The organism is Klebsiella sp. AqSCr (genome assembly GCF_008452795.1).
Taxonomy (GTDB): Bacteria; Pseudomonadota; Gammaproteobacteria; order Enterobacterales; family Enterobacteriaceae; genus Klebsiella; species Klebsiella pneumoniae.
Genome location: NZ_MJDM01000045.1, coordinates 157,804 through 183,481 on the forward strand (window position 1 = coordinate 157,804; position 25,678 = coordinate 183,481).

Consider the following 25,678-nt stretch of genomic DNA (forward strand, 5'->3'; position numbering starts at 1 on the left):
GATGATACTTTATTACTCGGTTGAAGCTCGATTCGGACTTCGTAGTAGCAATTAGTATGAATCTTTAATTTTGGTCATGTTTCATATAAAACGGTATGAGCAGGGGTGCTTGATTGTTCAGTATGAAACGTTATTCCTCTCCTACAGCTGGCGACCGGCCTGCTCTTCCACAACTTCACTCACTGATGCCGAGTTATCCAATGCCGCGACTCAAGGCAATGGTAAGGCTCAATATGAGTTGGCCAAACGTCTGGCCAGCCAACCTGATTACCCCAATGCCATGCACTGGATGCAGCAAGCGGCAGAGCAGTCGGGCCCTTTGGCTGCCGATGAGCAGGTCCGTGCCAATGCTGCCTGGCATTATTACGCATTATTGGTCGTTTTTTTTGCAACAACCTTACCGGTAGTATTGTCCATGCGGTACTGCGAGATTGTTCCATCCAAAATGTGGTGAATAACTTCAAGGATGGTTGTCAATGGAGTATGGAACCACTCTCTCGGGGCATAGCTGGTGCCATCAACCCCCTTCAAGGTGATATCGAGGCGCTGCTTGGCGAGAAAACCGTGCACCAAGGTCTCCAATTTGTGGGTGTTCATGTTGAAACACTGGAATGTCGTGATGATCCTAACCGGGGCTTGCAGGAACGTCTTGTCTTTCTCGGCGTGCTTTATCCGGTCTTCGACGGTACCCTCGGTGAAACCTATCTTGTAGAGATTTTGCATGAAGGGCATCAATATAGGGTCCGTGCTCTTTGTCGCGAGCACATAGACAAAGCCGCTTGGAATGGGCGCGTAATTTGGCAAGAGGAGTTTGTCACCTAGCATGACCTTACGGCCCTCCTTGTCACGAATAAGCCCCTGGGTTAGTGACTGGTAGAGCATATGCAGCTCAGTGCCATTATCAAAAACCAGGTGAAGTCGTGCGTTATACCTCTCGTACTGTTCCAATCGTTCCCCAGCACTATGCACATAACCCATCACCCCATTCAGGATGAAGAAATCCCCAACCTGAAAACCATGCTCGTTTCGATAGCGCACGAGGGAGAACTCTTGGCCTTGCAGGCCCGTTTTCACGGTCTCAAACAGCGGCGCAAAACGAGCGAAATCTGGACAGGGCTGGCGCTGGGCTATCTCGTCAGGTAACGCCTTTTTTTCCCTAGGCACATGCTGCATGCTGAATATATCGGGAGCATCAAAATCCAATAACCCGAGGTCATCATCGGCAAAAATATCGTCCAGCGAGGTCACCAGCTCCGACGTATCAACGGTGGGTGCATTAACAGTCTCAAGAGCTACTCCCCTGGCAGGATATTGCTCATGCTCCTCGGCAACCATCCCCACTACTTCTATGCCTACCAGCAGACCATGGATATCCTGACCTGAAAGGGCACTGCATTGCTTTTGATCCGTGCGTATCGCCTGCAAGCGCCTTGCAAGACGCTTCTCGGGCATATCGGCACAGGTCGAGTTTTGGGGGGCTCTACCGTGTTGTTCAAAAAACGCCACGATATCCCCAAACTGGTTGCTCACAAGGTCAACTGGCGCACTTTTCGGTTTTAGGGGCTCTACATTGAGCAGACCCAATGCATCGTCTGTCGGTACATTGGTTGAACGGACCAGCGGCTACTTGATGCTGGTGAAGATGCGCGACGCGACGGCCACGTCGGCGATGGAGGGCTTCAGTGCAGCGCTTAATCGGATGCCGTTGGCGGTGCGCAAGAGCATGACTTACGACCAGGGCCGGGAGATGGCCAAGCACGCCGAGATCACGCAAAACACTGGTGTAGCCATTTACTTCTGCGACCCGCATAGCCCTTGGCAGCGAGGCAGTAACGAGAACATCAACGGCTTGATTCGCCAGTTCCTGCCCAAGGGCACAGATCTGTCGGTACACAGCCAGGAGCAGCTGGATGAGATCGCTTACCTGATGAACATTCGCCCGCGCAAACGCTTCAACTGGAAGTGCCCGATTGAAGTCATGACAGAGGTGGTAGGAATGCATCATGCTGCGCCTGCTTCAATTCAATAACCGTGTTGCACTCAGCCCCTGCAACCGCCTATCATAAAACACTGACACTGTATTATATAATCGTGCTTTTGTGTTATTTTTTTAATATTTACTGATTACGTACTTGCTTAACCACTCAGTTGCGCTAGAACTAATAGACGCGAAATTTAAATCTCTAATTTTCCAACACTTAGTAAAACCTCGTTTGCCATCCCACTACCATTGTAGGAGCAAATCAGGAGACATAAAAAATTAGCGGTAGCGTGCCTGGCCCTCTAGATAAGTATTGGAGACTGTAATGAAGTTTGAAAAGTCACAGACAGCAATCGACCACCTGACTCCCGAGCAACACCGAATTACCCAGGAGGCGGGCACCGAAAGGCCCTTCACGGGCGAGTACAACGACAACAAGGAGCCTGGCATCTACGTCGACATAGTGTCGGGAGAGCCACTGTTCGCTTCGACGGACAAGTTCGATTCGGGTACTGGCTGGCCCAGCTTCACCAAGCCGATCGTTTCGGCAAACGTGAACGAGGTGCGGGACAGCGCACACGGCATGGTCCGGACGGAGGTCAGGTCAGTACACGCAGACAGTCATCTCGGCCATGTGTTCCCCGATGGTCCTTCCGACCGCGGCGGTCTGCGGTACTGCATCAACTCAGCGTCCCTTCGCTTCATCCCGCGCGACGAGATGGAGTCCGAGGGATACGGTGAATATCTCGATCAAGTAGAGGAGGCTTAACATGCATCAGCGCGCTGTTCTCGCAGGAGGATGTTTCTGGGGCATGCAGGATCTGATCCGCAAGCGGCCCGGCATCATCTCGACCCGTGTGGGTTACACGGGCGGCGATATTCCGAACGCCACGTATCGTAATCACGGCACGCATGCCGAGGGGATCGAGATTGTCTTCGACCCGACAGTGACGAGCTACCGGAACATCCTGGAATTCTTCTTCCAGATCCACGATCCGACGACGCTGAACCGCCAGGGCAATGATCGTGGGCTCTCCTACCGGTCGGGCATCTATTATGTCGACGAGGAGCAGAAGCGCGTCGCCGAGGATACGATCGCCGATGTGGATGCCTCGGGGCTGTGGGATGGCAAAGTGGTGACCGAGGTCCAGCCGGTCGGCGAGTTCTGGGAGGCCGAGCCCGATCACCAGGATTATCTGGAGAAGCGCCCGGGCGGCTACACCTGCCACTTCGTCCGTCCCGGCTGGGTGCTTCCGAAGCGCCAAAAGGTTGACGACGTACAGCCAGCGGCCGGGACCGCGGCGGAATAGGCTTCACTGCCGTTGCCACTGCGCCGATCCGGTCCGCAATCTTCGTGACCGCGTCGTTCAGCGACGCGGTCATCGAACCCTACTTCAGAGTGACGGCTCGTTCCAGTCAGTCGCCATCGCAACACCAGGATCGCAGATTTATGCCAGACCTCTCGTCCTTTCCGATCACGCAGCGCTGGCCGGCATCTCATCCCGATCGCCTGCAACTCTACGCAGCCCCTACGCCCAATGGCGTCAAGGTCTCGATCATGCTTGAGGAGACTGGCCTGGCGTACGAGCCCCACCTGATCGACATCTCGAACAACGAGTCGAAGGATCCGGCGTTCGTGTCGCTGAACCCGAACGGACGCATACCGGCGATCATCGATCCGGCTGGCCCTGACGGTAGACCCATCGCCTTATGGGAATCCGGTGCGATCCTCCTCTATCTGGCCGACAAGACGGGTCAGTTCATCTCCACCGAACCAGGCCAGCGTTACGAGACCCTAGCGTGGGTGTTCTTTCAGATGTCGGCCATCGGGCCGATGTTCGGTCAGCTCGGCTTCTTCCTGCGATTTGGCGGCAAGGACTATGAGGACAAGCGGCCGCAACAGCGCTTTATCGACGAATCCACGCGTCTGCTGGGGATTCTGGATCGCCGGCTGGAAGGCCGCGACTGGATCGTCGACGACTATTCGATCGCGGACATCGCGACGCTCGGCTGGGTGAATGCGCTGGTGGAATTCTACGCTGCGGGTGACATCCTTGGCCTCAGCAGCTTTTCGAACGTCCGCGCATGGCTTGGACGCGGGCTGGCTCGACCGGCCGTCCAGCGTGGCCTCCACATTCCCGCGAGGCCAGCATGAGCATCATCGCCGCCTATTATTACAACGAAGGCAAGCGAGTTCGCGAAATCGCGCTCGATGAGCACGTCAAGTTGGGCGAGAGTCGCTCGGGCTTCTGCTGGATCGCGCTTAGCGAACCCACCCCCGAGGAACTACTCGCGATCCAAAGGACATATAATCTTCATCCGTTGGCGATCGACAACGCGATGCACCCGCTGTGCCCGCCCAAGCTCGAGGTCTACAACGATGAGTTGTACGTCGTCGCGCAGACCGCCGAGCTGGTCGGCGACCGGATCAGCTACGGCAAGATGGCGATCTTCACCGGTCACAATCACCTTATCACCGTGCGGCACGGCAATGCCGGAGCGCTGGGCAAACTTCGGGAGCAACTCGAGGCATCGCCGACGCAGTTCGGCAAGGGTGTCGACTATGTGCTGCACGCGATCTTGCATCGCGTGGTCGACCAGTATCTGCCCATCTTCGAAATGATCGAGGACGACGTCCTGGCGATGGAGCGACGGTCGCTGCACGATTTCCTCGGGCCAGAAGAGGTGGCGCGAATCTTCGAACTAAGGTCCGAACTCACGCGGTTCCAGCGCACGCTCGGGGCTATGGCCGAGCTGGTGCGAAAGCTCGTTCGCGGCCACTTTCCCTGCATCAGCGCCGAAATGACACCATATTTCCACGACGTCGCGGACCATGTCCACCGCGTGCAGTCCATGGTCGACGGCCTCCTGCTTGTCCTGTCCACGGTCTTTGAGGCCAGCAGCCTTCTTGAAGCGCAAAGGACGGGGGTGATCACCCGCCAGCTGGCGGCTTGGGCGGCAATACTGGCAGTCCCGACGGCGATCGCTGGAATATACGGCATGAACTTTAAGCACATGCCGGAGCTGGACACGGCCTACGGATACTTTGTCGTGCTCGGAGTGATAGCGATATCGTGCGTTTTCCTATTTGTGCGCTTCAAGAAGGCTAAGTGGCTGTGAATACTGCCCATCGTTTTCTTCGCCGTCATCTGACGGTTACAGCGGGCCTTATACGGAAGCTTGTCCAATCCAACTCAAGATGAAGGTGCGTCCATGACATAGCAGCTGACCGACGCTCTACAAGCAGTTCAGTCCTTCATCGCCAAGGGCTAAGACCGCGAATAGCGCGTCAAGGACAGCAATCTCGTCGATCTCGAGCCAGGATCAACCATCGGTCCGTGCGGCATCTGCGTCGACGCGGCGTTTCGCCTCGGAAGCGGTGATGATGGCGATAACGCCTCCACCCTCTACGCGATCACCGATCCGGCGACCGAGCATAAGGGCCTGTTGATCGACGTGTTCGATGAAATCTGCTACCGCGACCCAGTTCAAGAGTCGGGACCTCAATGTAGAAGAAGTTGACTAACGAGCATTCGCGTCATCCGATCAAGCAAGCTGGAGACATTTATGAAAGCCATTGGTTACAAGGTTCCGGGACCCATCGCCGCGGATGCCGCGCTGGTCGACATCAATCTGCCTCGGCCTGTCGCTGCAGGATACGATATCCTGGTTGAGGTGAAGGCCGTCTCGGTCAACCCGGTCGACTACAAGGTCCGCAACAGCACGCCGCCGGCAGATGGCGATTGGAAGGTGCTGGGATGGGATGCCGCCGGGATTGTGCGCGAGGTCGGCCCCGACGTCACGCAGTTCGAGTTAGGCGACGAGGTCTATTATGCCGGATCGATCACACGGCCCGGTACCAATGCGGAGTTCCATCTCGTCGACGCCCGGATTGTCGGTCACAAACCTGCGTCGCTCTCCTGGGCGGAAGCGGCGGCGCTGCCGCTGACGACGTTGACGGCCTGGGAGGCGATGTTCGACCGCCTGGACGTGGCGAAGCCCGTACCCGGTGCGGCGGAGGCGATCCTCATCATCGGTGGCGCGGGCGGGGTTGGGTCGATCGCCGTCCAGATCGCGCGACAGCGCACGGACCTCACCGTCATCGCCACAGCCTCTCGACCGGAAACCCAAGAGTGGGTAAGAGGGCTTGGAGCTCACCACGTCATCGACCATTCTCGTCCGCTCGCGCCACAGATCGCCGAACTCGGCATCGGTGCTCCCGCTTTCGTCTTTTCGACCACACATACCGAGCAACATGTCGCCGACATCGCCGAACTGATCGCCCCACAAGGACGGTTCGGACTGATCGACGATCCCAAGGCATTCGATATCATGGTTTTCAAGCGCAAGGCGGTGTCGATCCACCACGAGCTGATGTTCACGCGGTCGATCTACGGCACGCCCGACATGAATGAGCAGGGCGAGATTCTGGATGCGATGGCAGCGCTGGTTGACGACGGCAAAATCCGCACGACGCTGACCCGGCGACTGTCGCCGATCAATGCCGCCAATCTGAAGACGGTGCATGCACTGATCGAAAGTGGCGCGGCTAAAGGCAAGATCGTCCTCGAAGGCTTCTAACGACCGCGATCGCCAAACATCTTGTCCAACCTCAAAAAGCCGAACGGGTTATGCCCCAGCGATGAGAATCCCATGACCAAATCTATTGCCACCGCCTCGATCAACCGCGAAACCGCAGTCGCCCTCATCGACGCGGCGCTCGCTGCGGCCCGTGCCATCGGCATCCCGGCTGCCGTCGCCGTCGTCGACGCCACCGGTAACCTGCGCGCGTTCGAGCGCACCGACGATGCGCCGTTCCTTACCGTCGATGTTGCCATCGACAAGGCCTGGAGTTCCGCCTCGTTTGGGTTCCCGACCCATGTCTGGAACGACTATGTGACCAACGATCCAAAAGTGGCGCCGCTAGCCTATCGCCCTCGGATGGTCGCTGTCGGCGGCGGTTATCCGATTCTGGAGGATGGGAAGTTGATCGGCGGCATAGGCATCTCCGGAGGCAACTATCAGCAGGATCAGGATGCGTGCGTCGAGGCACTCATGAAAATCGGGTTCCAGTTGCCAGCCTGACGACTGTGAGGCCATCACCGGTGGTAATGGCCAACAGATCCAACCTTTGAGAGGCCTAATGATGGAAGCGTTCGTCGTCTTTACGCGGGAAGAAACCAGCGACCCACATGCACTCGCAACCTATTCTGCAGGCGTCGGACCATCGTTCGATGGTCACGACGTTACCTTTCTCGCCGCTTATGGCGCGATCCAGCATTTGGAGGGGCCGCCCATCGAAGGGGCCGTAATCTTGCGTTTCCCGACGATGCAGGCCGCTCGCGACTGGTATGACAGTCCCGCCTACCAAACCATCGCTGCTCAACGCTTTGCCGGTTCCCGTTACCGCGCCTTTATCATTGAAGGGCGGCGGTGACATACCGACAGAAGCACTTCGGCGCTGACCACGAGGTATCGGCGTGTGAACTCGCATCTTGGGAATCTGTGGGGGGGACCAAGACAGCGGCGCTAGGGGCTCATATCGTCGATCGGATCAGAGAGTTGCTCGGCGAGAATGGGTTATCTATTGCCGAGCTGACGGAGCGGAGCCGCCCTCTCCCAACGGATTGATTCAATCGTTGACGCTCCTCCTATCCGGATCCGGGTTTTCGCACGCTGATCAACAGAGTTACAGCGCGCAACGCCTGTAGTGGGCATCAGGGGATGGGTGGCAATCAGGATGATTGCCCACCTTCCAACGATTAACCTTGCTCAAGTTGCTTCACTAGTCGCTCCGCGTCGAGATGGAAGTCCGAGAAAACAATGCTACCGCCAGCGTCGATAACCGTAAACCACGGAGTTCCTCGTGTGCGGTAGTCTTCCATGAAGGTTGGAAACGGCGAGCCGGTCGGTTGCTCGTCGTGACCGAAAACGATAGGAAGCTCATACTTGAGCTGGTTCACGCGCAACTTCTCGAAGGTATTCTCATGCGTTCCTTCGAAGACGGTCTGGATCACTGCGAACCCCACGTCTTTTGAGCTCAACGCTGCATGCAACTTTTGTAGCGTCGGAAACCCATGCAAATGGCAACCTTGGCACCAATGCTGGAAGGCAAACAAGATTTTCGGGCCGGGCCCGATATCTGACAGTTTGAACGGCGCGATACTTTCCCCATCTTTGCCAATCCATTTTTGCACCCGCAGCTCAGGCGCTTGTCGTTCGATCTCGTTCATCTGATCCTCCAACCCCGATACAGAAGCTTAGTGGATGATCGCGCGTCGCGACGGTGCGCGAACGTCCGACCTTATTTTCCCTATTTCCTGAAGCCAGAATAGATCAGATCGACATTTCGTCCTTAATATACTCAAGCTGCCGGCGAGCGCGAACTGGGCAACCATGCGCTGGTGAGCCTTGAGCTTTGCACGCTGCCCATCCGTTTGAGAGCGAACCTGCAACTTCCGCTCCGCATACCGCAGATCAGCGTACGCAGCCTTGGGGTTATCTACCCTATAGCCATTGGGTATTGGGAATCATGCTGGCCTGACGCTATGTTCGATACGCGATTTTTTACGATGATAGAGCATCTGTATCTGATTTTTAGTCGATTGGCTTATTCGGCGGATGTGCGGGCAAATGCTTTACGCAGAGTACTGAAATGAAGGCCGGCTTCGGTCTGCCGTATCGAGCAAGAGGGGTCACTATGGTCACCAGAGGTTTCACCGGTCGCGGTTCAGGCGACCAGTCCGATCGGATTCCGCCAGGTCAGCATCTGGTGGAGGATTTCCCTGTTCTGTCGGCCGGCCCTACGCCGAGGGTAGAGCCCTCCGACTGGAAATTCACAGTCAAAATTGGTCCGAAGCCCGTCAAAACGTGGAATTGGGGCGAATTCAACACTCTACCAAAGACCCAGGTGACAAAGGATATTCACTGCGTCACCTCTTGGTCCAAACTGGATACCGTTTGGGAGGGTGTACTCATTGAAGACATCCTTGCAGATGCAGAGCTTGATCGGCCTACCGATTTCGTCTTGGCGCACTGCTACGATAATTATTCGACAAACGTCCCTCTGACGGATCTGCTTTCCGGGAAAGCGATGGTCGCCCTCAGTTATGCGGGCAAGCCACTTTCCCGCGATCATGGGGGGCCGGCGCGTCTTCTAGTGCCGCACCTTTACTTCTGGAAATCCGCCAAATGGGTGAATGCGCTGCAATTCACGACGCGTGACGAGGCCGGCTTTTGGGAGCTGCACGGCTATCACATCTACGGCGATCCGTGGCGCGAACAACGATACACCCATGACTGAAAACGAAGCGCAAGTCCGTTCGTGGCAATCATGCGTGATCGACGACATCATCCAGCAAACACCGAGTATCAAGAGCTTCTTCCTTCGGTTGAGCAAGCCGTTCGCGCACACCGCAGGTCAGCACGTCGATATCCGGCTGACCGCGCCCGACGGCTACAGTGCAATGCGCAGCTACTCGATCGCGTCATCGGCAGTTTCGACCCCGATCGTCGAGATAGCTATCGAGCGCATGCCGGATGCCGAAGTTTCGCCGTTTTTTCACGACATCGCGGCGATTGGTGACGAAATCGAAGTTCGCGGTCCGCTCGGTGGCCATTTCCTTTGGCCTGAGCCTGCCATAGATCCGGTTCTGTTGATCGGGGGAGGCTCCGGCCTCGTGCCGTTGATGGCAATGATCCGGCAGCGCCGCGCATTGGCCCAAGCCGTTCCGACAGCGTTGCTCCTGTCCGCACGAACCGCCGAGGACGTTCTCTTCTCAGAAGAACTTCATTGCATCGAAATCAGCGATCCGGCGTTCGTCCTGGCGCTCGCGATTACGCGCGAGAAACCGGTTCGCGCATCGGACTTTGCGCGACGGATCGACGGCATGATGGTCCAAGAAATTCTAACCAGGCTTCAGGGAAAGCCGACGCAAGTGTTCGTCTGCGGGTCTAACGGATTCGTCAACATCGCAACCGATAGCGCGCTGCTGGCGGGCTTGGACGCCTCCATCATCAAGACGGAGCGCTACGGGGGCTAGCGGCGCGAGCTATCTCACGTCGCGCCGATCGTAGACGTGCGCCCTGGGAAGCTTTGGCGATCAACGTGAACCGTTTTGCCGAACACAGTCTTCGTACCCCCCGGCCTCTAGAACGCCTTCGCTCGCGATACCTGGCTCGACATCAAGCTCAATTTGAAAGTTCCTGCACTATCCGTCGTCCTGATATGCTCGACCAGCATGATGGGCGATTCGAGCGGGACCGCTTCCGTCCCAATCGAGGCTCGGTTACCTTAGAGCATCGGCTCGGCGCTACAGGAGGCGCGTGCGGCCTCTGCCTGGCGGTGAAAGCACTTTGGGCCATGTCGCCTGGATAGCGGCCAATCGTCAGCATCTGCTCCGATGTCGGCCAAGGTGCAGTCGCCATCTTTGAACGCCGCGAATTGGAGATCAACGCCATGACAGCGATCCGCGTGCAACTGCCGGAGATGCAATATGACAACTGATGTATTGCTGTACACCACGAATTGGTGCCCGTTCTGCCGCCGAGCGAAGGCGCTCCTCAAGGAAAAGGGCGTGCGATGGAAGGAGCTCGATATTGAGGCGGATCCGGCTCACCGGCAGGCCATGGCGGAAGCGTCGGGGCGAAGCTCCGTGCCGCAGATCTTCATCAATGGCACCCTTATCGGTGGCTCCGATGAGCTATTCGCGCTCGATGTCAGAGGCGAGCTCGACAAACTTCTCGGGCGCAACCCGCCTGCCACCTGAGGAGGTGCGGCTTGGGGCAGCCAGCCCGCGAGCCTTCGCCGGTTGATGAATACAAAAGGAGAGTCCGTTGGTCTCAGCCATCTGGAAAGACACTACTATCGCCACAAGCGACGAAACAGTCATCGTCGAGGGAAATCACTACTTCCCACCGTCAGGAGTCGACCTGAGCCTGCTTGAGATGAGCCCGCACACATCTGTCTGTCCGATCAAAGGCGCCGCGCGCTTCTTTCATGTTCGCGCGGGTGACGCGCTCAACGTGAACGCCGCTTGGACCTATCCCGCCCCCACTCCGGATGCCGAGGGTATCCGGGATTACATCGCTTTCTGGAAAGGCGTGGACGTTGCCTAGCAGACTGGACGGACGACTTCGCTGATAGCCATGCGGGCGCCGACATCTCAATTATCCTGCCCACCCCGGGCCTCGTCGGCTGCAGGAATCTGCCCGGCACCTTAGCGCGACCCGGCACTGGCGGTCTCGCACCCGCCGCGCCTCTGTTCTATCAATAAGGATGGATGACATGGAGCATTCCGAGTTCGATGCCGCTTTCGCGAAGCTTGCGGAGGGATACAGAGAAGGGACTTATGAAGGCCGGCGTTTCAGCTTGATCGTCCGGCGATCTGGGGACGGACGTCGCAACAGTCTGTTCGCCAGGGAGTTGGACGGGACTGACATTGTCAGCTTCAACCTCTTCCGCGTTACATCAGATAGGACATTGTTGAAGCCGTGCGAAATGTCCGCCGAAAAGGTCGTAGCGTTCGTGCTGGAGTTCCGACCGGACACCTGACGGGCAGAAGAAGATCCCGGCCAACCGGCGCGCCTGCGACGGCCGGCTATCTAAGGCTGCGCAAGCCTATAGCCGCAGCTCATTGCACTTCGTCTGGCGAGGAATTCAACATCGATACGTCGCCATCCGCGGGGATATCGGTACAGGCGCCCGTGTAAGCCAGATTGAGAAATCCTAAGCGATGACTAACACCAATGACGCCACCCTTCCGACACATTCTATTCTTGAGGAATGCACAGCGATGGCTGTCGTCAACGCTCTGAAGATTATTCTGAAGAACAGCTACGCGATCTACCTTAAGACAAAAAATGCCACTCGGGCGCATCCCGCCCCTACTTCAGGGACTTTCACTTGCTTCTCGCTCTGTCACTCACAGCATCGGCACGCCCATGACGCATGGTATCCAGGCCTCATAATTTTCCCATATAACCTTCTTGTCTTTTGCGCACCCAGAAAGACTCGAGGCTTTAACTGGACAGATGAGCCCTCGAGGGTAGTGTTCACCTGATTGGCTTTCTCATATCTGATGTTGATTCGCACAGTGTGCCAACCAGGTGATAGTTTCAAAAAACCTGCGCTTCAGAGCGAATTAGACGATCTTCGATAAGAGCGATCCGCCTCAAAATCCAAAACATCTAACATTGTCCTAGAGCCATATTTGTACCTAGTACTATGGCGCTCCCATTAACACATTTGATGATGCACAGAAAACTTAGCTCATGATAGCTTTCAGCTAACAGCTATTCGGAAGCCCGAAAGGATTCAACCGTTTAAGCGTGAACCGTCGATTATAAATACTTTCGTAAGTTAGCTTTAAAGGACGCTTTTAGTCCTTGTAAATACGCATTACGACTCCACAGCTACCAAATCCATACGGCGCCAGCAACCATTAAAACACCCGACACTACTAAAACAATAGTAGAGGCGCGATTGCTGCCTTTCAAAGTATGACCAACACCCACATCCATAACTAGGTGTCGAATTCCGGCTACGAGATGATAAATAAATGAAGAGTATACCAACCAGAAACTAACTTTGCCGAAAGGTGAAGAAAAAATCTCCTTGACTTCATTAAAACCCTTTTCTGACTCCAACGATTTGCTCAGCATATACAGTATCAGTCCCAGAAAAATAAAGAGCATAATTCCTGAAATCCGGTGCAGAATCGATGTAAGCGCCGTGAGAGGAAGCTGAATGGTTCGAATATCAAGATTAACCGGCCGCTTTTTATTCATTTTGACTCCAGTCAACAATTCTAGTGGGGGATTTCAGTTTTCGATCTCATTCATCATAGCAGCTGTAACTAAGGCTGGCGGCGACAATAATGGAGATATTCGGGGCTTACGTTGCATTTTGAGGTCGCAAGTGCATGTGCGTAAATTGAAGCAAATTGCAAGGTTATGCCCAATAGGTAGCTAGCTTATTAATTTAACAAAAGTGACGTGTGTCGTTCTGCAGGGCATGCTGTTCCCCAACCCTGGAAAACCTATCCTCTTTAACACGTCAAAGTCGATTGATAGGCTTGCTGCAACAGCTATCTGCCCGGTTGAAGTCGAAGATCGATGTATCTGTAGGGTTTGGAAATAAATGCGGGCGCCCACCGCACTCACGGCTCAGTTACCATTCTTTGTGCATCGCGGCCGCGCGGCTAGTTGGTAGCTGTTCTAAGCCTAGTCAGTGCCGCCCTTCGCCCCAAGCCCCATAGTCAGATTTGAGAAATGACAGTAGGCGATGCCGCAACGCGCTTCATCGACCTATGTAAAACGACTCCTTTATCGAAATAGTGCACTCATCGCTCTCCACGGCGATCCCTTCATCGCGAATTGCACCGCCCAAGACGATCTGCACTGAAATCAATACTTTCTGATGCCTCTTGATTAGAGATGCCAGCTATAATCATCTCATCGCCAACGCATACGGCGTTCGGCAGCCAACACACTCTCACTCACTACTGGAAGCTCAGACATGAAAACCATAGGCATTGAAAACTCGAAGTCCAGCGTACAGGCCCACTTAACGCTTGGAACCAAAACTATGGGGCTAGGTATCTATGGCGCGTACTTGGCTCTCGCTATTATTTACTTCTGGTTCGGCGGCATGAAATTTACCCACTACGAGGCCGAGGGCCTGGTTCCACTGGTGAGCAACAGCCCGCTTTTGGGATGGGTGTATAGCATTTTTTCGGTCGACATGTTCTCCAGCCTGCTCGGCATACTAGAGATTTCGATCGGCACTCTGATCGCAGGCCGCATGCTGTCGCCCAAACTATCCGTGGTAGGAGGCGCTCTGTCTGCAGGCCTGTTCTTCACAACCCTTAGCTTTATGTTTTCCACTCCGGGCGTCATTGAGCCTAGTTTAGGGTTTCCGGCGATTTCCGTTGCGCCAGGTCAGTTTCTGCTTAAAGACTTAGGGTTGCTTGCTGTTTCGATATTTGTGGCAGGCCATTCGCTGGTTGAACTGGAAAAACGTAAAATTAATGCATAATTTTTTCAATGGCTTAAGGCAGTAATGCCTTAGGCCTTTTTGCCATCATTTTCCCCCGCCAGATCTTTCAACCAGTCACGAGGGCTCAACCCCGTCTTGCGTCTAAATGCGCGAGACAGCGCCGAAGGACTTTCGTAGCCGACTTGAGCTGCAATCAGCGTAATCGAGCGCCCTTCTCGCATCAGCTTCTGAGCCAGGCTAACTCGCCAACTCAACAAATAATCAGCAGGCGTCTGTCCGATGACACTCTTGAAATGCACGGCATACGCAGCGCGTGACATATTTGACTCACTGGCCAGCTCTGCTATTGACCAGGCATGTTCCGGGGAGTTGTGCATCTGTAAAAGCGATCGGGCAAGCCGCATGTCGGCCAGTCCAGCCATCATTCCGGTGCGCAACTGGTGATGATCGAGCAGGTAACGGAGCAACAGAATGATTAGGAGCTCAAATAAGCGCTCAAGCGCGGCTTCCCTTCCACAATGCACATTTGCCGCCTCGGCAAACATCCACTCCAACGTGTCTGCCAGCATGGGCAGATCATCGAGTGCGAGCACCAAACAGTCCGGTAATGAAGCCGACAAAGGATTATCAATTCCGCCCTCAAACTCCATGGAAGCACACAACAACTTTGCGCCATCGGACTCACCCGCAAACAATTGATGCTTGGCGGGGCGTGGCATAAAAATCAAGCTAGGGCGAGTGAGCTGCAAATCCTTGCGATCGGGACCAAGCAACGTCACGCTGCCGGCCTGAAGCAGATGGATATAACCTCGCCGCTCGGCGCCATCGTAAGATGCAGAGCCGCATAGGTCGCCGTCATAGAACAGATTGGCCCGCACGCCGAACCGCGAGAGCAAATTAGACAAACGATCCATTGGCCGATCCTTGACGAGTCAGAACGCACAGACCATACCATCTGCGTTGTCGTTCAGTGCCTGTAGCGAACATGCCGGCGTAAATCAGCCAACGGATAAAGTGATCACTGAGCAGCTCAGCCTCCCTTTCCAGTTCGGCTGTTAAAAAAACAACACCGTTGTTTGAAAGCACCAGCAAATCAAGTGCTCACTCTTCTATTTTACGGGGTTGTACGCCGGAATCCCAGAAATTTCCGTCAGCCCAGCTCCAGTCCCGCCACGAGCGCATCCAGGTCGATGAACTTGCCGTCAGTCTGGAAGGTGTAATGCCCGTTCAGCAGGATGTGCCGCCAGGCCGCTGGCGACATCTGCGTGATCAACGCCAGCGCCTTGGCATTGCCAGCTGCCTCGTACTTCGTCAGCAGCAGGGACAGGATCGCCGAGTTGTAGAAGATGATCGCGTTGCCGATCAGCCTGGCGCACTGGTTGCTGATCTCGATTTCGATGTCGGTGCGGCCGGTCAATTCCTTCTTCCCACCGACTTGGGCGATGGTCGAGCGTAGCTGGTGATAGGACTCAATGCGGTTCTGCGAGCGGTGAACATTACGCTCCAGTTGCGGGTCGCGCAGGTAGCGCAGTGTGTAGATACTGCGGATGAGCTTGTCGAACTCGAAGATTGCGCGCCGCGTCGGGTTCGGCGCCGTATAGGTGCACAGCTTGCGGATCAGCGTGCCCTGCGTCATTTCCTTCAGGCCCAGTGTGGCGACGATTCGGTCGATGTTCGCCTTCTCACCGACGATGAGTTGCCGGTCGATCTGGCCAGCCGGCCGGATCAGGCATTTCTCGTACAATGCCAGATCATCGGCGCAATACAGCTCCTGCAACTGGTCGTCGAGGTCGGTGAAGCGCGGCTCGAAACGAAGTCCGAACCAGTGCAGGATGGCGAAGTTGGCCTTGTTGATGCTGTGCATGTCGCCGGTGATCGCGCTCGGCACGATGTCCGACGTGTTGCGGTACCAGATGTCGAACACGTGGTGAGCCTCGTACTCGTGTGCGCCTATCAGGTAGCCGTTCAACGGCACGTGATTGCACAGCAGCGTGTAGGCGACGACGCCCTTGCCGCGGCCGAAATATTTGCGCGAGTAGCGCGCCTTCACAGTTGGTCGCTCGACGCCGAATTTCTGGCACTGTTGCAAAGTTAGCGATGAGGCAGCCTTTTGTCTTATTCAAAGGCCTTACATTTCAAAAACTCTGCTTACCAGGCGCATTTCGCCCAGGGGATCACCATAATAAAATGCTGAGGCCTGGCCTTTGCGTAATGCACGCATCACCTCAATACCTTTGATGGTGGCGTAAGCCGTCTTCATGGATTTAAATCCCAGCGTGGCGCCGATTATCCGTTTCAGTTTGCCATGATCGCATTCAATCACGTTGTTCCGGTACTTAATCTGTCGGTGTTCAACGTCAGACGGGCACCGGCCTTCGCGTTTGAGCAGAGCAAGCGCGCGACCATAGGCGGGCGCTTTATCCGTGTTGATGAATCGCGGGATCTGCCACTTCTTCACGTTGTTGAGGATTTTACCCAGAAACCGGTATGCAGCTTTGCTGTTACGACGGGAGGAGAGATAAAAATCGACAGTGCGGCCCCGGCTGTCGACGGCCCGGTACAGATACGCCCAGCGGCCATTGACCTTCACGTAGGTTTCATCCATGTGCCACGGGCAAAGATCGGAAGGGTTACGCCAGTACCAGCGCAGCCGTTTTTCCATTTCAGGCGCATAACGCTGAACCCAGCGGTAAATCGTGGAGTGATCGACATTCACTCCGCGTTCAGCCAGCATCTCCTGCAGCTCACGGTAACTGATGCCGTATTTGCAGTACCAGCGTACGGCCCACAGAATGATGTCACGCTGAAAATGCCGGCCTTTGAATGGGTTCATGTGCAGCTCCATCAGCAAAAGGGGATGATAAGTTTATCACCACCGACTATTTGCAACAGTGCCACAGAACAACCTGTGGATACGCGCACCGCAGCAGGTAAGGCGTTTCTGGATATGCTGGGTGTCTTCGCTGAGTTTGAAACCAACCTGCGCCGTGAACGCCAGTTGGAAGGTATCGCTGCCGCAAAAGCCCGCGGGGTTTATCAGGGGCGCAAACCGCGCATCGATCCTGTTGAGGTCCGTCGGTTGTACGTTGAAGAGAAAATGGGCGCAACGGCGATTTCTCGCCAACTGGGGATCGGTCGAGCCTCGGTCTATCGTGTGCTGGACCGCGATGAGCAGCCGGCGTAAGGCCATTCCAACCGATTCTTTGTTGCAACTGCGACAACGGCTTGACCGTCTGCCACCAAAAAGTCCGGAACGCGCGGCCCAGATCACCGCGATGGCGCTACTCTATTGCATTTCCGTCACCACCGTCTATCGTACACTCCGTGCCTTCCAGAAACCTCACATTGCACACCGGCGTGATCACGGGAAACCCCGGATACTGCCGCCGTCCGAACTCGAATATTATTGTGAACTGATCGCTGCATTGAAATTACGTACCACCAATAAAGCCGGTCGTCATCTGTCCACGACGCGTGCCATTCAGTTGCTCGAAGAACATGGTGTGGAAACGACTCAGGGGCTGGTTAAACTTCCAAAGGGGTTGTTGCGCAGGCCAACGGTTAACCGCTATTTGTCCCTGTTCCGACTCGATCACTCACGTCTGTTACGGGAGCCACCGGCAGCGCGGTTCCAGGCTGAGTGCAGTAATGACTGCTGGCAGTTCGATATGTCGCCCTCTGATCTCAAATATATCGAATGTCCTGAGTGGATTGATCCGGCCCGTGGACAACCTACCCTGATGTTATTCAGCGTGGTGGACGATCGCAGCGGGGTTAATTACCAGGAATACCGCTGTGTGTATGGCGAAGATGCGGAGTCTGCCTTGCGTTTTCTGTTTAATGCCATGGCGCCTAAAAGTCATCCGGAGATGTCTCTCCAGGGGCGACCGAAAATGCTGTACCTCGATAATGGCCCGGTGGCGAAAAGCCATGTCTTCCAGAATGTGATGCAGGCGCTGCAGATTGACTGGCAGACACATATGCCGGCAGGCAAGGATGGCACCCGCACCACAGCCCGGTCAAAAGGCAAGGTTGAGCGCCCGTTCCGTTCCGTCAAAGAAGCCCACGAAACGCTGTATCATTTTCATAAGCCGGAGACTGAACAGCAGGCGAATGAATGGCTCTGGAACTACCTGATACGCTATAACGCACAACGACATCGCAGCGAAAAGCATTCCCGTGAGGAAGATTGGCTGATGCATTTGCCACCAAAGGGAGTGCAGGACATGTGCACCTGGGAACAGTACTGTCGCTTTGCCCGGGAGCCGGAGTCTCGCAAGGTGGGTATCGATGCCCGCATAACGATTGACGGGACAGCTTACGAAGTCGAACCCGACATGGCGGGTGAAACTGTTATCCTGCTGTGGGGCCTCTTTGATGACGAAATGTTCGTGGAGTTTGACGGTGAAAAGTGGGGGCCTTATTTTCCTGTTTCCGGCCCGATACCTCTGCACCGCTATCGGGCATTCAAACGCGGAAAAGCAGCGGTGCGGGCAGACCGTATCCAGTCATTGGCTCGGCAACTGAACTTACCTATCAGCGCCCTGTCCGGTTGTGACCTCAAACTGGTGGCCGATAGCGTTCAGAGCACGCGGGTGTTGCCACATCAACCCTTCGAGTCCACAGCGTTTGAATACTGTTTTCCTACCCCGGTGGCAGCGAAGCTGGCTATTGCGGCTGATCTGGCCACACCGCTGGCGAAATTATCGGATGAAGACAAGGCGTTTATCGACCAAGTACTGACAGACACGCTGATCCGCAGTGAGGTATTTGCCCGGGTCAGGGAGTATTTCCGCAACACCCAATCAGGAGAGGATCATGCGGGTTGAGGTAATGGAACATTATGGACTGGCGCAACCAATCGATCAGGCCGGTTACTATGAGACGGCTCACCATAAGCAGCTTATCAAGGATATCCGCGGTGCTATCCACGAAGGCCGGTTAATTGCCGTTTGTGGTGTGGTTGGCAGCGGCAAGACAGTCACTCTGCGGCGTTTGCAGCAGCGTCTCAGGGAGGAAAATAAAATGGCACTGTTGCAAATAGTCGGTGGTGATAAACTTATCATCCCCTTTTGCTGATGGAGCTGCACATGAACCCATTCAAAGGCCGGCATTTTCAGCGTGACATCATTCTGTGGGCCGTACGCTGGTACTGCAAATACGGCATCAGTTACCGTGAGCTGCAGGAGATGCTGGCTGAACGCGGAGTGAATGTCGATCACTCCACGATTTACCGCTGGGTTCAGCGTTATGCGCCTGAAATGGAAAAACGGCTGCGCTGGTACTGGCGTAACCCTTCCGATCTTTGCCCGTGGCACATGGATGAAACCTACGTGAAGGTCAATGGCCGCTGGGCGTATCTGTACCGGGCCGTCGACAGCCGGGGCCGCACTGTCGATTTTTATCTCTCCTCCCGTCGTAACAGCAAAGCTGCATACCGGTTTCTGGGTAAAATCCTCAACAACGTGAAGAAGTGGCAGATCCCGCGATTCATCAACACGGATAAAGCGCCCGCCTATGGTCGCGCGCTTGCTCTGCTCAAACGCGAAGGCCGGTGCCCGTCTGACGTTGAACACCGACAGATTAAGTACCGGAACAACGTGATTGAATGCGATCATGGCAAACTGAAACGGATAATCGGCGCCACGCTGGGATTTAAATCCATGAAGACGGCTTACGCCACCATCAAAGGTATTGAGGTGATGCGTGCACTACGCAAAGGCCAGGCCTCAGCATTTTATTATGGTGATCCCCTGGGCGAAATGCGCCTGGTAAGCAGAGTTTTTGAAATGTAAGGCCTTTGAATAAGACAAAAGGCTGCCTCATCGCTAACTTTGCAACAGTGCCGGGGCAAATGGGCCTGCGACAGCTGCGAGACGTTGATCCAGGCACCGGTGCCACCGCAGGTGATCGACAAAGGCATCCCCACCGCTGGCCTGCTGGCCCAGGTGCTGGTGGCCAAGTATGCCGACCATCTGCCGCTGTACCGTCAGGAACGCATGTTCGGCCGTGCCGGCCTGGAAATCCCGCGCTCCACCCTGGCCGAATGGGTGGGTGCCTGTGGTGTGCAGTTGCAGCCGCTGGTGGATGCGTTGAGAAATACTCTGCTGGAACACAGTGTTCTGCATGCCGATGAAACCCCGGTCAGCATGCTGGCCCCGGGCAAGAAGAAAACCCACAAGGCCTACGTCTGGGCCTACTGCACCACACCGTTTGCCGACCTGAAGGCAGCTATTTACGACTTCGCACCCAGCCGTGCAGGCGAACACGCCCGAACCTTCCTGGGTGACTGGCGGGGCAAGCTGGTCTGTGATGATTACGCTGGCTACAAGGCCGGGTTCGGCAACGGCATTACCGAAATCGGCTGTATGGCCCACGCCCGGCGCAAGTTCTATGACCTGCACGAGGCCAACAAGAGCGAATTGGCGGCCAAGGCCTTGGAATACATCGGTGGACTCTACGAGATCGAGCGGGAAACCAAAGATCTGCCACCGGATATGCGGCGGGAAATCCGGCAAACCAAAGCCAAACCCCTTGCCGATGCGCTGCATCAGTGGATGCTGGCCCATCGCCAGAAAGTGCCGGATGGCTCCGGCACGGCCAAAGCCCTGGATTACAGCCTCAAACGTTGGGAAGCGCTGACGCGCTACCTGGACGATGGCGCTGTGCCCATCGACAACAACTGGGTGGAAAACCAGATCCGACCCTGGGCGCTGGGGCGCAGCAATTGGCTGTTTGCGGGTTCACTGCGCAGTGGTCAACGTGCGGCTGCGGTCATGACCCTAATACAGTCAGCGAAGCTGAATCGGCATGATCCCTATGCCTACCTGAAGGATGTGCTGACTCGCCTGCCGACACAGAAGAACAACGCCATCGACGAGCTATTGCCCCACAACTGGAAACCGGCCATACCTAACAAGGTGTAGGCCGGACGTGTATGGAGAGCCTTCTTCGAAAGCTGGACAAGGTGCCAACTCTAGACGGCAGGATATGCCCTGGGAGATCGATGAGAGAAAGAGGAGGCCATAAGTAGAAAATTTCCCAAGCGACTGGTGGCTCGCTAGGCATACGTGTCGTGTTACTCCTAAGTTATTAGACACACTAGATTTTCCGGGCTTTGCTGGGCTGCGGGTGTCGCAGGTGTATGCCGCACGGAGATCGCAGTTAAACCTGATACTAGGCCGGCTCATGCACTAGCCGGATGTCGATTTCTCTGTCGACATACTTCCACTCCACCGAGGCCCGGAGTTCGGCCAAAAGCCTGTTAAAGCCCGGCTCATCAGACGGGGAATATTCGAACCACGTCAAGAAGTCGAAGGGTTCGCTCTCGCCCAGGTCCCGACAATGGTGGAGACGACGGGCCACAGCAGGGAGATATTGGAGCCCAATGTGAATGTGACGGGACTGCTCCTCAAAAATCTTCCGGCGTTCGTCTTGAGCCAGTCCCCACCATGAGGGGTTTTTCCGGATAGGGATCAGGGCGGCACAGGTGGCCTCTGCTCGACCCAAACTTGGCTGCTTCGCCACGAGACGATCCTTCTCTTCACGCACGACATAACGCTCGTTACTCGTTATCCCGCGAAGAAGCCATTTGGTGCCCAAAGGCTGCGGCGAAACAGAGCCAGCGGCTACGTCGAGCCGGGGGATTCCAGGGAGAGGGGCTCCCGCCACGGCATCCATCCGAACAACGCGCCAAACACCCGTTTCTCCACCAGCGAACGTAAATAATCGTGTATTCATCAGTTTCCTCTCAGGCCTTTCGCCTATTTCTCAGCCAACGCAAAACCGGCATTGCCCGGCGCAACCACTGAAACAAATATAAAAGGTTCGGGGCCAGAGTTCATTGCACCATGTACCTGCCCAGGTTTTGCGATCGCAATATCTCCAGCTTTAAGATGAGTGACTATGCCGTTACCTTGATGATATTCGGCTTCACCTGAGATAACCGTCCAAGTATCTTGGCCGTGAGGATGTACATGGGAAGCTATTTCCTGCCCAGGGTGGGCGTGCCAAACAACGACGACAGAGTCATTGGTTTCCAGAACAACCGAACGAATCGGTTCGCCGTTAGACGGACGAACATATTCATCCACCGAAAAAATCCGCGATTCAGTTTCTGCTCTCATGTTCACACCCATTTAAAACTGATTGGACACGTACTCTAAACGCAACTGCGCCTGGACAGCACATGAAGATATGTACCTAAGCGCCCTTCGGGAAAACTATGCTCTGGCGCACAGAGACCGTCAATACTCCGTCGTGGGTAGGCATGACATAACGGGAGGAGACGGGCGACGCTTTGGTCATATGTACATGAGAAGGTGGCTCGCCCGCTCGGCAGGGTTGTTGTCGATGGGCAGGTGTCCCCCTTTCGATGTAGCGGATCAGCTTTAACCAGTTGCTCGCAAGGCAATTGATTGCTTGCCCAAGGCACTTTGACGACGTGACCTGGGGAGGGGTTTTGTCCAGCCTAGCTTTCAGTTGCTCCAGGAAAGCCTGGCTTTGCGACTGGCGCGTCTGGTATCGCTGGGCATCGCCCGCCTCTTCCATGTCGCGCTCGATGCCGTAGAGCTTGTTGATAAGAGTCAGTGCCATCTCCGCTCGGCCGATCTTGCCCTTGGATTGAGTTTTCTGATGAACTTGCGCCGCGCATGCCCAGCAACCTATACGCTCGACGCCTTTCTGCCTCCAGGAGGCGCTGCGGCACCTCCTGGGTACGGCTAGCGGTGTAATTGAACAGGATGACCGGAAGATTTGGTGGGCCACCGCGATCTCCTCAGTAGCTATAGCCAAACAGGTTGGGTATGAGAAGTTCAAGGGGGGGCGAGCAAAGCCCCCGTTCCAATTGATTCTCTATTCCACACAAATGGCGATATAAGCCGGCGGGTGATGACGACCCTGGAAGCTCTGGCATCGAGAGTGGATGTCTACTCCATCGACGAGGCGTTTCTGGATCTGACCGGAATCGACCGGGTGGTAAGCTTCGAGCCTTTTGGTCGGCAGGCGATTTGGCTCAAGGTGGAATCACCGGACGGTTACGATACAACGGTCAACGCTTGCGCCTGCTGTCGATTGACACCCCGGAAACCTACAAGCCCAGGTGCGACGCCGAGCTGACGAAGGGCCGCGAGGCAACCGCACGCCTCCGCGAACTGGTTGCCAACGCTCAGCGCATCGAGGTTGTCGATTCCGGCCAAGCCGACAAGTACGACCGCCGCCTTGTTCACCTGCTGATCGACGGGCGGGACGTGGGGCAAACCCTCATGGCCGAGGGGTTAGCCGTTGAGTGGAGGCCCGGCCCGAATGCGTGGAGGGAACGCCGTCGCCACTGGTGCGGATACTGATCGCTTTTCAGCTTGAGCCAGGAGCGCCCCGCCGCAGTGATCGGCACTTGTGTCGATCCGAGGAGGCGCAAGAGCCACAAGCCCCTGATAGGACCACGTAACGCGGCCATGCCACTAGAGCACGGCCGCTTTTTTCTTTTAAAAACAAAAATATAAAAAAATCCTGTTGCTTGAGCCGGTGGTATTGTGGGCAACTGCCGACCTGTTGGCAGGGTGGGGGCAACCGCTCGCGGTTGTCCCTGGCCTGTCAATGGGGAACCGCGAAGCGGTTAGGCAGGTATCCGGCTTGCCGGATTGTCCATAATTCCACGGGCTGTTTTCCCCAGGGCTACACGTTTTATATATTTTTTTTTTGTTTTAAAGAGTTTTAGGGAATCAGAAGGCAAAATTTACCTTCATTATCAGTTGCTTATAGAACCCCTCGGTGGGTAATAGACGGTTTCCGGTGGGTAATAGACGGGGTTGGGTGGGTAAACGACGGAACCGGGTGGGTAATAGACGGACTATCCACAGGCTGGATCGCCGGATCGATCCCCTCCCGTCTATTACACACCCGCCTTGCGCAAACCCTGACCAGTAGTCGCCTCGCGCTCCGTCTATTACACACCGCCGCGCTTAGTATTCGCCTGGGTCCAGTGGGGGGAGAACCCCGGAGCTGCTGACGACTTCCCCGCGTTGCGGACGCTCGACCGTCTCGCCGGGTTTCAGCGGATAGCGCCGCAGCACTCGCCCGTATTCTTCGCTCGCCCGCTTTGCTTCCACGCGCACGCGGCCAGACTCCGAGTTGACGCAGTTCAGGTAATTTTCTGTGGCACTGTTGCAAATAGTCGGTGGTGATAAACTTATCATCCCCTTTTGCTGATGGAGCTGCACATGAACCCATTCAAAGGCCGGCATTTTCAGCGTGACATCATTCTGTGGGCCGTACGCTGGTACTGCAAATACGGCATCAGTTACCGTGAGCTGCAGGAGATGCTGGCTGAACGCGGAGTGAATGTCGATCACTCCACGATTTACCGCTGGGTTCAGCGTTATGCGCCTGAAATGGAAAAACGGCTGCGCTGGTACTGGCGTAACCCTTCCGATCTTTGCCCGTGGCACATGGATGAAACCTACGTGAAGGTCAATGGCCGCTGGGCGTATCTGTACCGGGCCGTCGACAGCCGGGGCCGCACTGTCGATTTTTATCTCTCCTCCCGTCGTAACAGCAAAGCTGCATACCGGTTTCTGGGTAAAATCCTCAACAACGTGAAGAAGTGGCAGATCCCGCGATTCATCAACACGGATAAAGCGCCCGCCTATGGTCGCGCGCTTGCTCTGCTCAAACGCGAAGGCCGGTGCCCGTCTGACGTTGAACACCGACAGATTAAGTACCGGAACAACGTGATTGAATGCGATCATGGCAAACTGAAACGGATAATCGGCGCCACGCTGGGATTTAAATCCATGAAGACGGCTTACGCCACCATCAAAGGTATTGAGGTGATGCGTGCACTACGCAAAGGCCAGGCCTCAGCATTTTATTATGGTGATCCCCTGGGCGAAATGCGCCTGGTAAGCAGAGTTTTTGAAATGTAAGGCCTTTGAATAAGACAAAAGGCTGCCTCATCGCTAACTTTGCAACAGTGCCCATTAAACTGGTGATGGAGAAAACCGGCATATCCAGGGCCACCTATTTCAGGTTAAAAAAACTGGGCCCAGGCAGTTAACCCGACGCAGGCAGCGATTTTTTCCTGTGCCGGAAAGGGTTTCGCGGTTGATGCTGATGATCCCCTGCTTAAAAACAGAGTTAACATTGCCCACAATATTGCTGGTTTTGATGAGCCGTTAAAGGAGTTTTATGAATGGATGGATGTATCTGGTGATTGCCGGCATAGCCGAAGTCTTTTATGCCGCGTCAATGCTCCGGACTGAGGGATTTACCCGGATCTACCCCAGTATTTTTTGCCTGACATTTATCGGTGTGAGCATGTACTTTTTGTCCCTGGCAACACGGACTATTCCTGTAGGAACCGCTTATGCGGTCTGGGTCGGGATTGGTGCTTTAGGGACAGCAGCGTACGGAATAATTTACTTAAATGAAGATAAGGGCCTGTTACGCATTGCCTGTTTCGGACTGATTCTGGCGGGTATCATTGGCCTGAAAATTCTGGCAGGACACAAGCAGCTGTAGGTTCTCATCCATAAACAGAACTCCGGGGGCATTCTGATTTTAGACATCAGCATGCCTCTCCCTTTCCCCTTTTTGAAATGGGACATTACCCGCTACATTAATAACAGGCGAGAGAACCGACATAACCGGGGGCGGCCAGGAAAAGTTGCCATGATTGACAAAAAGACTGCTTTTTGTTTGTA

25 protein-coding genes and 8 pseudogenes are annotated in these 25,678 nt (G+C 55.3%); 24 read left to right on the plus strand and 9 right to left on the minus strand.

Translation table 11 applies throughout. The features are described 5' to 3' along the window. Positions 1 to 76 precede the first annotated feature (76 nt). Positions 77 to 358 (plus strand): annotated as a pseudogene (locus BHE81_RS28940) (hypothetical protein); the annotation flags it as partial. Positions 359 to 363: 5 nt separating this feature from the next. On the opposite strand, the gene BHE81_RS27435 reads toward BHE81_RS28940, so the two are convergent. Next, positions 364 to 1,530: a GIY-YIG nuclease family protein gene (locus tag BHE81_RS27435; RefSeq protein WP_223306706.1), complete on the minus strand. Its 1,167-nt coding sequence runs from the start codon at positions 1,528 to 1,530 to the stop codon at positions 364 to 366. Positions 1,531 to 1,576: 46 nt separating this feature from the next. Between BHE81_RS27435 and BHE81_RS27440 the strand changes: the two are divergent. The 8 genes and pseudogenes from BHE81_RS27440 to BHE81_RS27475 form a co-directional block, all read left to right on the plus strand. Beyond that, positions 1,577 to 2,029 (plus strand): annotated as a pseudogene (locus BHE81_RS27440) (IS30 family transposase); the annotation flags it as partial. Positions 2,030 to 2,306: 277 nt separating this feature from the next. After that, a complete protein-coding gene (msrB, locus tag BHE81_RS27445; protein ID WP_003464965.1) occupies positions 2,307 to 2,750 on the plus strand; it encodes a peptide-methionine (R)-S-oxide reductase MsrB in 444 nt (147 codons plus the stop codon). 1 nt (position 2,751) lies between these two features. Beyond that, a complete protein-coding gene (msrA, locus tag BHE81_RS27450; RefSeq protein WP_003464967.1) occupies positions 2,752 to 3,291 on the plus strand; it encodes a peptide-methionine (S)-S-oxide reductase MsrA in 540 nt (179 codons plus the stop codon). 140 nt (positions 3,292 to 3,431) lie between these two features. Beyond that, positions 3,432 to 4,136, plus strand: coding sequence for a glutathione S-transferase N-terminal domain-containing protein (locus BHE81_RS27455; RefSeq protein ID WP_003464969.1), 705 nt, complete (start codon positions 3,432 to 3,434; stop codon positions 4,134 to 4,136). Further along, positions 4,133 to 5,101 (plus strand): magnesium and cobalt transport protein CorA, encoded by a 969-nt coding sequence (locus tag BHE81_RS27460; protein ID WP_003464971.1) that lies wholly within the window; start codon positions 4,133 to 4,135, stop codon positions 5,099 to 5,101. The genes BHE81_RS27455 and BHE81_RS27460 overlap by 4 nt, the downstream gene beginning before the upstream one ends. 447 nt (positions 5,102 to 5,548) lie before the next feature. Further along, complete coding sequence (locus BHE81_RS27465; RefSeq protein WP_002118279.1) at positions 5,549 to 6,562, plus strand: zinc-binding alcohol dehydrogenase family protein; 1,014 nt, start codon at positions 5,549 to 5,551, stop codon at positions 6,560 to 6,562. 72 nt (positions 6,563 to 6,634) lie between these two features. Beyond that, positions 6,635 to 7,066: a GlcG/HbpS family heme-binding protein gene (locus tag BHE81_RS27470; RefSeq protein ID WP_005006001.1), complete on the plus strand. Its 432-nt coding sequence runs from the start codon at positions 6,635 to 6,637 to the stop codon at positions 7,064 to 7,066. A 58-nt stretch (positions 7,067 to 7,124) separates the two neighbouring features. Continuing rightward, entirely contained in the window at positions 7,125 to 7,418 is a 294-nt protein-coding gene (locus tag BHE81_RS27475; protein WP_010591688.1) for a DUF1330 domain-containing protein, read from the plus strand. A gap of 325 nt (positions 7,419 to 7,743) precedes the next feature. Here the strand turns inward: BHE81_RS27475 and BHE81_RS27485 are convergent, their stop codons facing one another. Further along, positions 7,744 to 8,214, minus strand: a complete 471-nt coding sequence (locus BHE81_RS27485) for a TlpA family protein disulfide reductase (protein WP_003464979.1) — start codon at positions 8,212 to 8,214, stop codon at positions 7,744 to 7,746. A gap of 467 nt (positions 8,215 to 8,681) precedes the next feature. On the opposite strand from BHE81_RS27485, the gene BHE81_RS27490 reads away from it, so the two are divergent. The 5 genes from BHE81_RS27490 to BHE81_RS28945 all read left to right on the plus strand — a co-directional run bounded on the left by BHE81_RS27490 (position 8,682) and on the right by BHE81_RS28945 (position 11,534). Further along, entirely contained in the window at positions 8,682 to 9,284 is a 603-nt protein-coding gene (locus BHE81_RS27490) for a sulfite oxidase-like oxidoreductase (protein WP_003464980.1), read from the plus strand. Beyond that, positions 9,277 to 10,023, plus strand: a complete 747-nt coding sequence (locus BHE81_RS27495) for a ferredoxin reductase (protein ID WP_002118292.1) — start codon at positions 9,277 to 9,279, stop codon at positions 10,021 to 10,023. Before BHE81_RS27490 ends, BHE81_RS27495 begins: the two co-directional genes overlap by 8 nt. Before the next feature lie 453 nt (positions 10,024 to 10,476). After that, complete coding sequence (gene grxC / locus BHE81_RS27500) at positions 10,477 to 10,749, plus strand: glutaredoxin 3 (protein WP_005005995.1); 273 nt, start codon at positions 10,477 to 10,479, stop codon at positions 10,747 to 10,749. A gap of 67 nt (positions 10,750 to 10,816) precedes the next feature. Then, positions 10,817 to 11,098 (plus strand): DUF427 domain-containing protein, encoded by a 282-nt coding sequence (locus BHE81_RS27505; RefSeq protein ID WP_003464986.1) that lies wholly within the window; start codon positions 10,817 to 10,819, stop codon positions 11,096 to 11,098. 169 nt (positions 11,099 to 11,267) lie between these two features. Further along, entirely contained in the window at positions 11,268 to 11,534 is a 267-nt protein-coding gene (locus BHE81_RS28945; RefSeq protein ID WP_003464988.1) for a hypothetical protein, read from the plus strand. 860 nt (positions 11,535 to 12,394) lie between these two features. On the opposite strand, the gene sdhC is transcribed toward BHE81_RS28945, so the two are convergent. Next, a complete protein-coding gene (sdhC, locus tag BHE81_RS27520) occupies positions 12,395 to 12,769 on the minus strand; it encodes a succinate dehydrogenase, cytochrome b556 subunit (protein ID WP_005005993.1) in 375 nt (124 codons plus the stop codon). A 730-nt stretch (positions 12,770 to 13,499) separates the two neighbouring features. On the opposite strand from sdhC, the gene BHE81_RS27525 reads away from it, so the two are divergent. Continuing rightward, entirely contained in the window at positions 13,500 to 14,018 is a 519-nt protein-coding gene (locus BHE81_RS27525) for a YkgB family protein (RefSeq protein WP_003464991.1), read from the plus strand. A gap of 29 nt (positions 14,019 to 14,047) precedes the next feature. Here BHE81_RS27525 and BHE81_RS27530 read toward each other — a convergent pair whose 3' ends face one another. From BHE81_RS27530 to BHE81_RS27540, 3 genes and pseudogenes are all read right to left on the minus strand, one after another. Continuing rightward, positions 14,048 to 14,893: an AraC family transcriptional regulator gene (locus tag BHE81_RS27530; protein WP_003464995.1), complete on the minus strand. Its 846-nt coding sequence runs from the start codon at positions 14,891 to 14,893 to the stop codon at positions 14,048 to 14,050. A 236-nt stretch (positions 14,894 to 15,129) separates the two neighbouring features. After that, positions 15,130 to 16,056 (minus strand): annotated as a pseudogene (locus BHE81_RS27535) (Tn3 family transposase); the annotation flags it as partial. 51 nt (positions 16,057 to 16,107) lie between these two features. Continuing rightward, on the minus strand, positions 16,108 to 16,812 hold the full coding sequence (locus BHE81_RS27540; protein WP_001067855.1) for an IS6-like element IS26 family transposase: 705 nt from the start codon (positions 16,810 to 16,812) through the stop codon (positions 16,108 to 16,110). A 60-nt stretch (positions 16,813 to 16,872) separates the two neighbouring features. On the opposite strand from BHE81_RS27540, the pseudogene BHE81_RS27545 reads away from it, so the two are divergent. The 5 genes and pseudogenes from BHE81_RS27545 to tnpC all read left to right on the plus strand — a co-directional run. Next, positions 16,873 to 17,163 (plus strand): annotated as a pseudogene (locus BHE81_RS27545) (recombinase family protein); the annotation flags it as partial. Further along, entirely contained in the window at positions 17,147 to 18,808 is a 1,662-nt protein-coding gene (locus tag BHE81_RS27550; RefSeq protein WP_033488203.1) for an IS481 family transposase, read from the plus strand. The pseudogene BHE81_RS27545 and the gene BHE81_RS27550, both read left to right, overlap by 17 nt. Beyond that, positions 18,798 to 19,037, plus strand: a pseudogene (locus tag BHE81_RS27555) (AAA family ATPase); the annotation flags it as partial. The gene BHE81_RS27550 and the pseudogene BHE81_RS27555, both read left to right, overlap by 11 nt. A gap of 32 nt (positions 19,038 to 19,069) precedes the next feature. After that, the gene (locus tag BHE81_RS27560; RefSeq protein WP_001067855.1) at positions 19,070 to 19,774 is read left to right on the plus strand and encodes an IS6-like element IS26 family transposase; all 705 of its coding nucleotides are present in this window, start codon (positions 19,070 to 19,072) and stop codon (positions 19,772 to 19,774) included. A gap of 42 nt (positions 19,775 to 19,816) precedes the next feature. Continuing rightward, positions 19,817 to 20,905, plus strand: a pseudogene (tnpC, locus tag BHE81_RS27565) (IS66 family transposase); the annotation flags it as partial. Between the two features lie 250 nt (positions 20,906 to 21,155). Here tnpC and BHE81_RS27570 read toward each other — a convergent pair. The 3 genes and pseudogenes from BHE81_RS27570 to BHE81_RS27580 form a co-directional block, all read right to left on the minus strand. Continuing rightward, entirely contained in the window at positions 21,156 to 21,719 is a 564-nt protein-coding gene (locus tag BHE81_RS27570; RefSeq protein WP_001097412.1) for a chlorite dismutase family protein, read from the minus strand. A gap of 23 nt (positions 21,720 to 21,742) precedes the next feature. Beyond that, positions 21,743 to 22,117: a cupin domain-containing protein gene (locus tag BHE81_RS27575; protein WP_001348195.1), complete on the minus strand. Its 375-nt coding sequence runs from the start codon at positions 22,115 to 22,117 to the stop codon at positions 21,743 to 21,745. Between the two features lie 189 nt (positions 22,118 to 22,306). Further along, positions 22,307 to 22,743: pseudogene (locus BHE81_RS27580) on the minus strand (IS66 family transposase); the annotation flags it as partial. Between the two features lie 107 nt (positions 22,744 to 22,850). Between BHE81_RS27580 and BHE81_RS29085 the strand changes: the two are divergent. The 4 genes and pseudogenes from BHE81_RS29085 to BHE81_RS27605 form a co-directional block, all read left to right on the plus strand. Next, positions 22,851 to 22,982, plus strand: a pseudogene (locus tag BHE81_RS29085) (DNA polymerase V subunit UmuC); the annotation flags it as partial. A 53-nt stretch (positions 22,983 to 23,035) separates the two neighbouring features. Next, the gene (locus BHE81_RS27590; protein WP_009486461.1) at positions 23,036 to 23,323 is read left to right on the plus strand and encodes a thermonuclease family protein; all 288 of its coding nucleotides are present in this window, start codon (positions 23,036 to 23,038) and stop codon (positions 23,321 to 23,323) included. A gap of 873 nt (positions 23,324 to 24,196) precedes the next feature. Continuing rightward, positions 24,197 to 24,901 (plus strand): IS6-like element IS26 family transposase, encoded by a 705-nt coding sequence (locus tag BHE81_RS27600; RefSeq protein WP_001067855.1) that lies wholly within the window; start codon positions 24,197 to 24,199, stop codon positions 24,899 to 24,901. A 262-nt stretch (positions 24,902 to 25,163) separates the two neighbouring features. After that, the gene (locus BHE81_RS27605; RefSeq protein ID WP_004118538.1) at positions 25,164 to 25,496 is read left to right on the plus strand and encodes a DMT family transporter; all 333 of its coding nucleotides are present in this window, start codon (positions 25,164 to 25,166) and stop codon (positions 25,494 to 25,496) included. The last annotated feature ends 182 nt before the right edge of the window (positions 25,497 to 25,678 follow it).

Bases quoted from the DNA above. Each gene is read 5' to 3' on its own strand.
- msrB (WP_003464965.1), top strand. From the start codon at position 2,307: ATGAAGTTTGAAAAGTCACAGACAGCAATCGACCACCTGACTCCCGAG.
- msrA (WP_003464967.1), top strand. From the start codon at position 2,752: ATGCATCAGCGCGCTGTTCTCGCAGGAGGATGTTTCTGGGGCATGCAG.
- BHE81_RS27455 (WP_003464969.1), top strand. From the start codon at position 3,432: ATGCCAGACCTCTCGTCCTTTCCGATCACGCAGCGCTGGCCGGCATCT.
- BHE81_RS27460 (WP_003464971.1), top strand. From the start codon at position 4,133: ATGAGCATCATCGCCGCCTATTATTACAACGAAGGCAAGCGAGTTCGC.
- BHE81_RS27465 (WP_002118279.1), top strand. From the start codon at position 5,549: ATGAAAGCCATTGGTTACAAGGTTCCGGGACCCATCGCCGCGGATGCC.
- BHE81_RS27470 (WP_005006001.1), top strand. From the start codon at position 6,635: ATGACCAAATCTATTGCCACCGCCTCGATCAACCGCGAAACCGCAGTC.
- BHE81_RS27475 (WP_010591688.1), top strand. From the start codon at position 7,125: ATGATGGAAGCGTTCGTCGTCTTTACGCGGGAAGAAACCAGCGACCCA.
- BHE81_RS27485 (WP_003464979.1), bottom strand. From the start codon at position 8,214: ATGAACGAGATCGAACGACAAGCGCCTGAGCTGCGGGTGCAAAAATGG.
- BHE81_RS27490 (WP_003464980.1), top strand. From the start codon at position 8,682: ATGGTCACCAGAGGTTTCACCGGTCGCGGTTCAGGCGACCAGTCCGAT.
- BHE81_RS27495 (WP_002118292.1), top strand. From the start codon at position 9,277: ATGACTGAAAACGAAGCGCAAGTCCGTTCGTGGCAATCATGCGTGATC.
- grxC (WP_005005995.1), top strand. From the start codon at position 10,477: ATGACAACTGATGTATTGCTGTACACCACGAATTGGTGCCCGTTCTGC.
- BHE81_RS28945 (WP_003464988.1), top strand. From the start codon at position 11,268: ATGGAGCATTCCGAGTTCGATGCCGCTTTCGCGAAGCTTGCGGAGGGA.
- sdhC (WP_005005993.1), bottom strand. From the start codon at position 12,769: ATGAATAAAAAGCGGCCGGTTAATCTTGATATTCGAACCATTCAGCTT.
- BHE81_RS27525 (WP_003464991.1), top strand. From the start codon at position 13,500: ATGAAAACCATAGGCATTGAAAACTCGAAGTCCAGCGTACAGGCCCAC.
- BHE81_RS27530 (WP_003464995.1), bottom strand. From the start codon at position 14,893: ATGGATCGTTTGTCTAATTTGCTCTCGCGGTTCGGCGTGCGGGCCAAT.
- BHE81_RS27540 (WP_001067855.1), bottom strand. From the start codon at position 16,812: ATGAACCCATTCAAAGGCCGGCATTTTCAGCGTGACATCATTCTGTGG.
- BHE81_RS27550 (WP_033488203.1), top strand. From the start codon at position 17,147: ATGAGCAGCCGGCGTAAGGCCATTCCAACCGATTCTTTGTTGCAACTG.
- BHE81_RS27560 (WP_001067855.1), top strand. From the start codon at position 19,070: ATGAACCCATTCAAAGGCCGGCATTTTCAGCGTGACATCATTCTGTGG.
- BHE81_RS27570 (WP_001097412.1), bottom strand. From the start codon at position 21,719: ATGAATACACGATTATTTACGTTCGCTGGTGGAGAAACGGGTGTTTGG.
- BHE81_RS27575 (WP_001348195.1), bottom strand. From the start codon at position 22,117: ATGGGTGTGAACATGAGAGCAGAAACTGAATCGCGGATTTTTTCGGTG.
- BHE81_RS27600 (WP_001067855.1), top strand. From the start codon at position 24,197: ATGAACCCATTCAAAGGCCGGCATTTTCAGCGTGACATCATTCTGTGG.
- BHE81_RS27605 (WP_004118538.1), top strand. From the start codon at position 25,164: ATGAATGGATGGATGTATCTGGTGATTGCCGGCATAGCCGAAGTCTTT.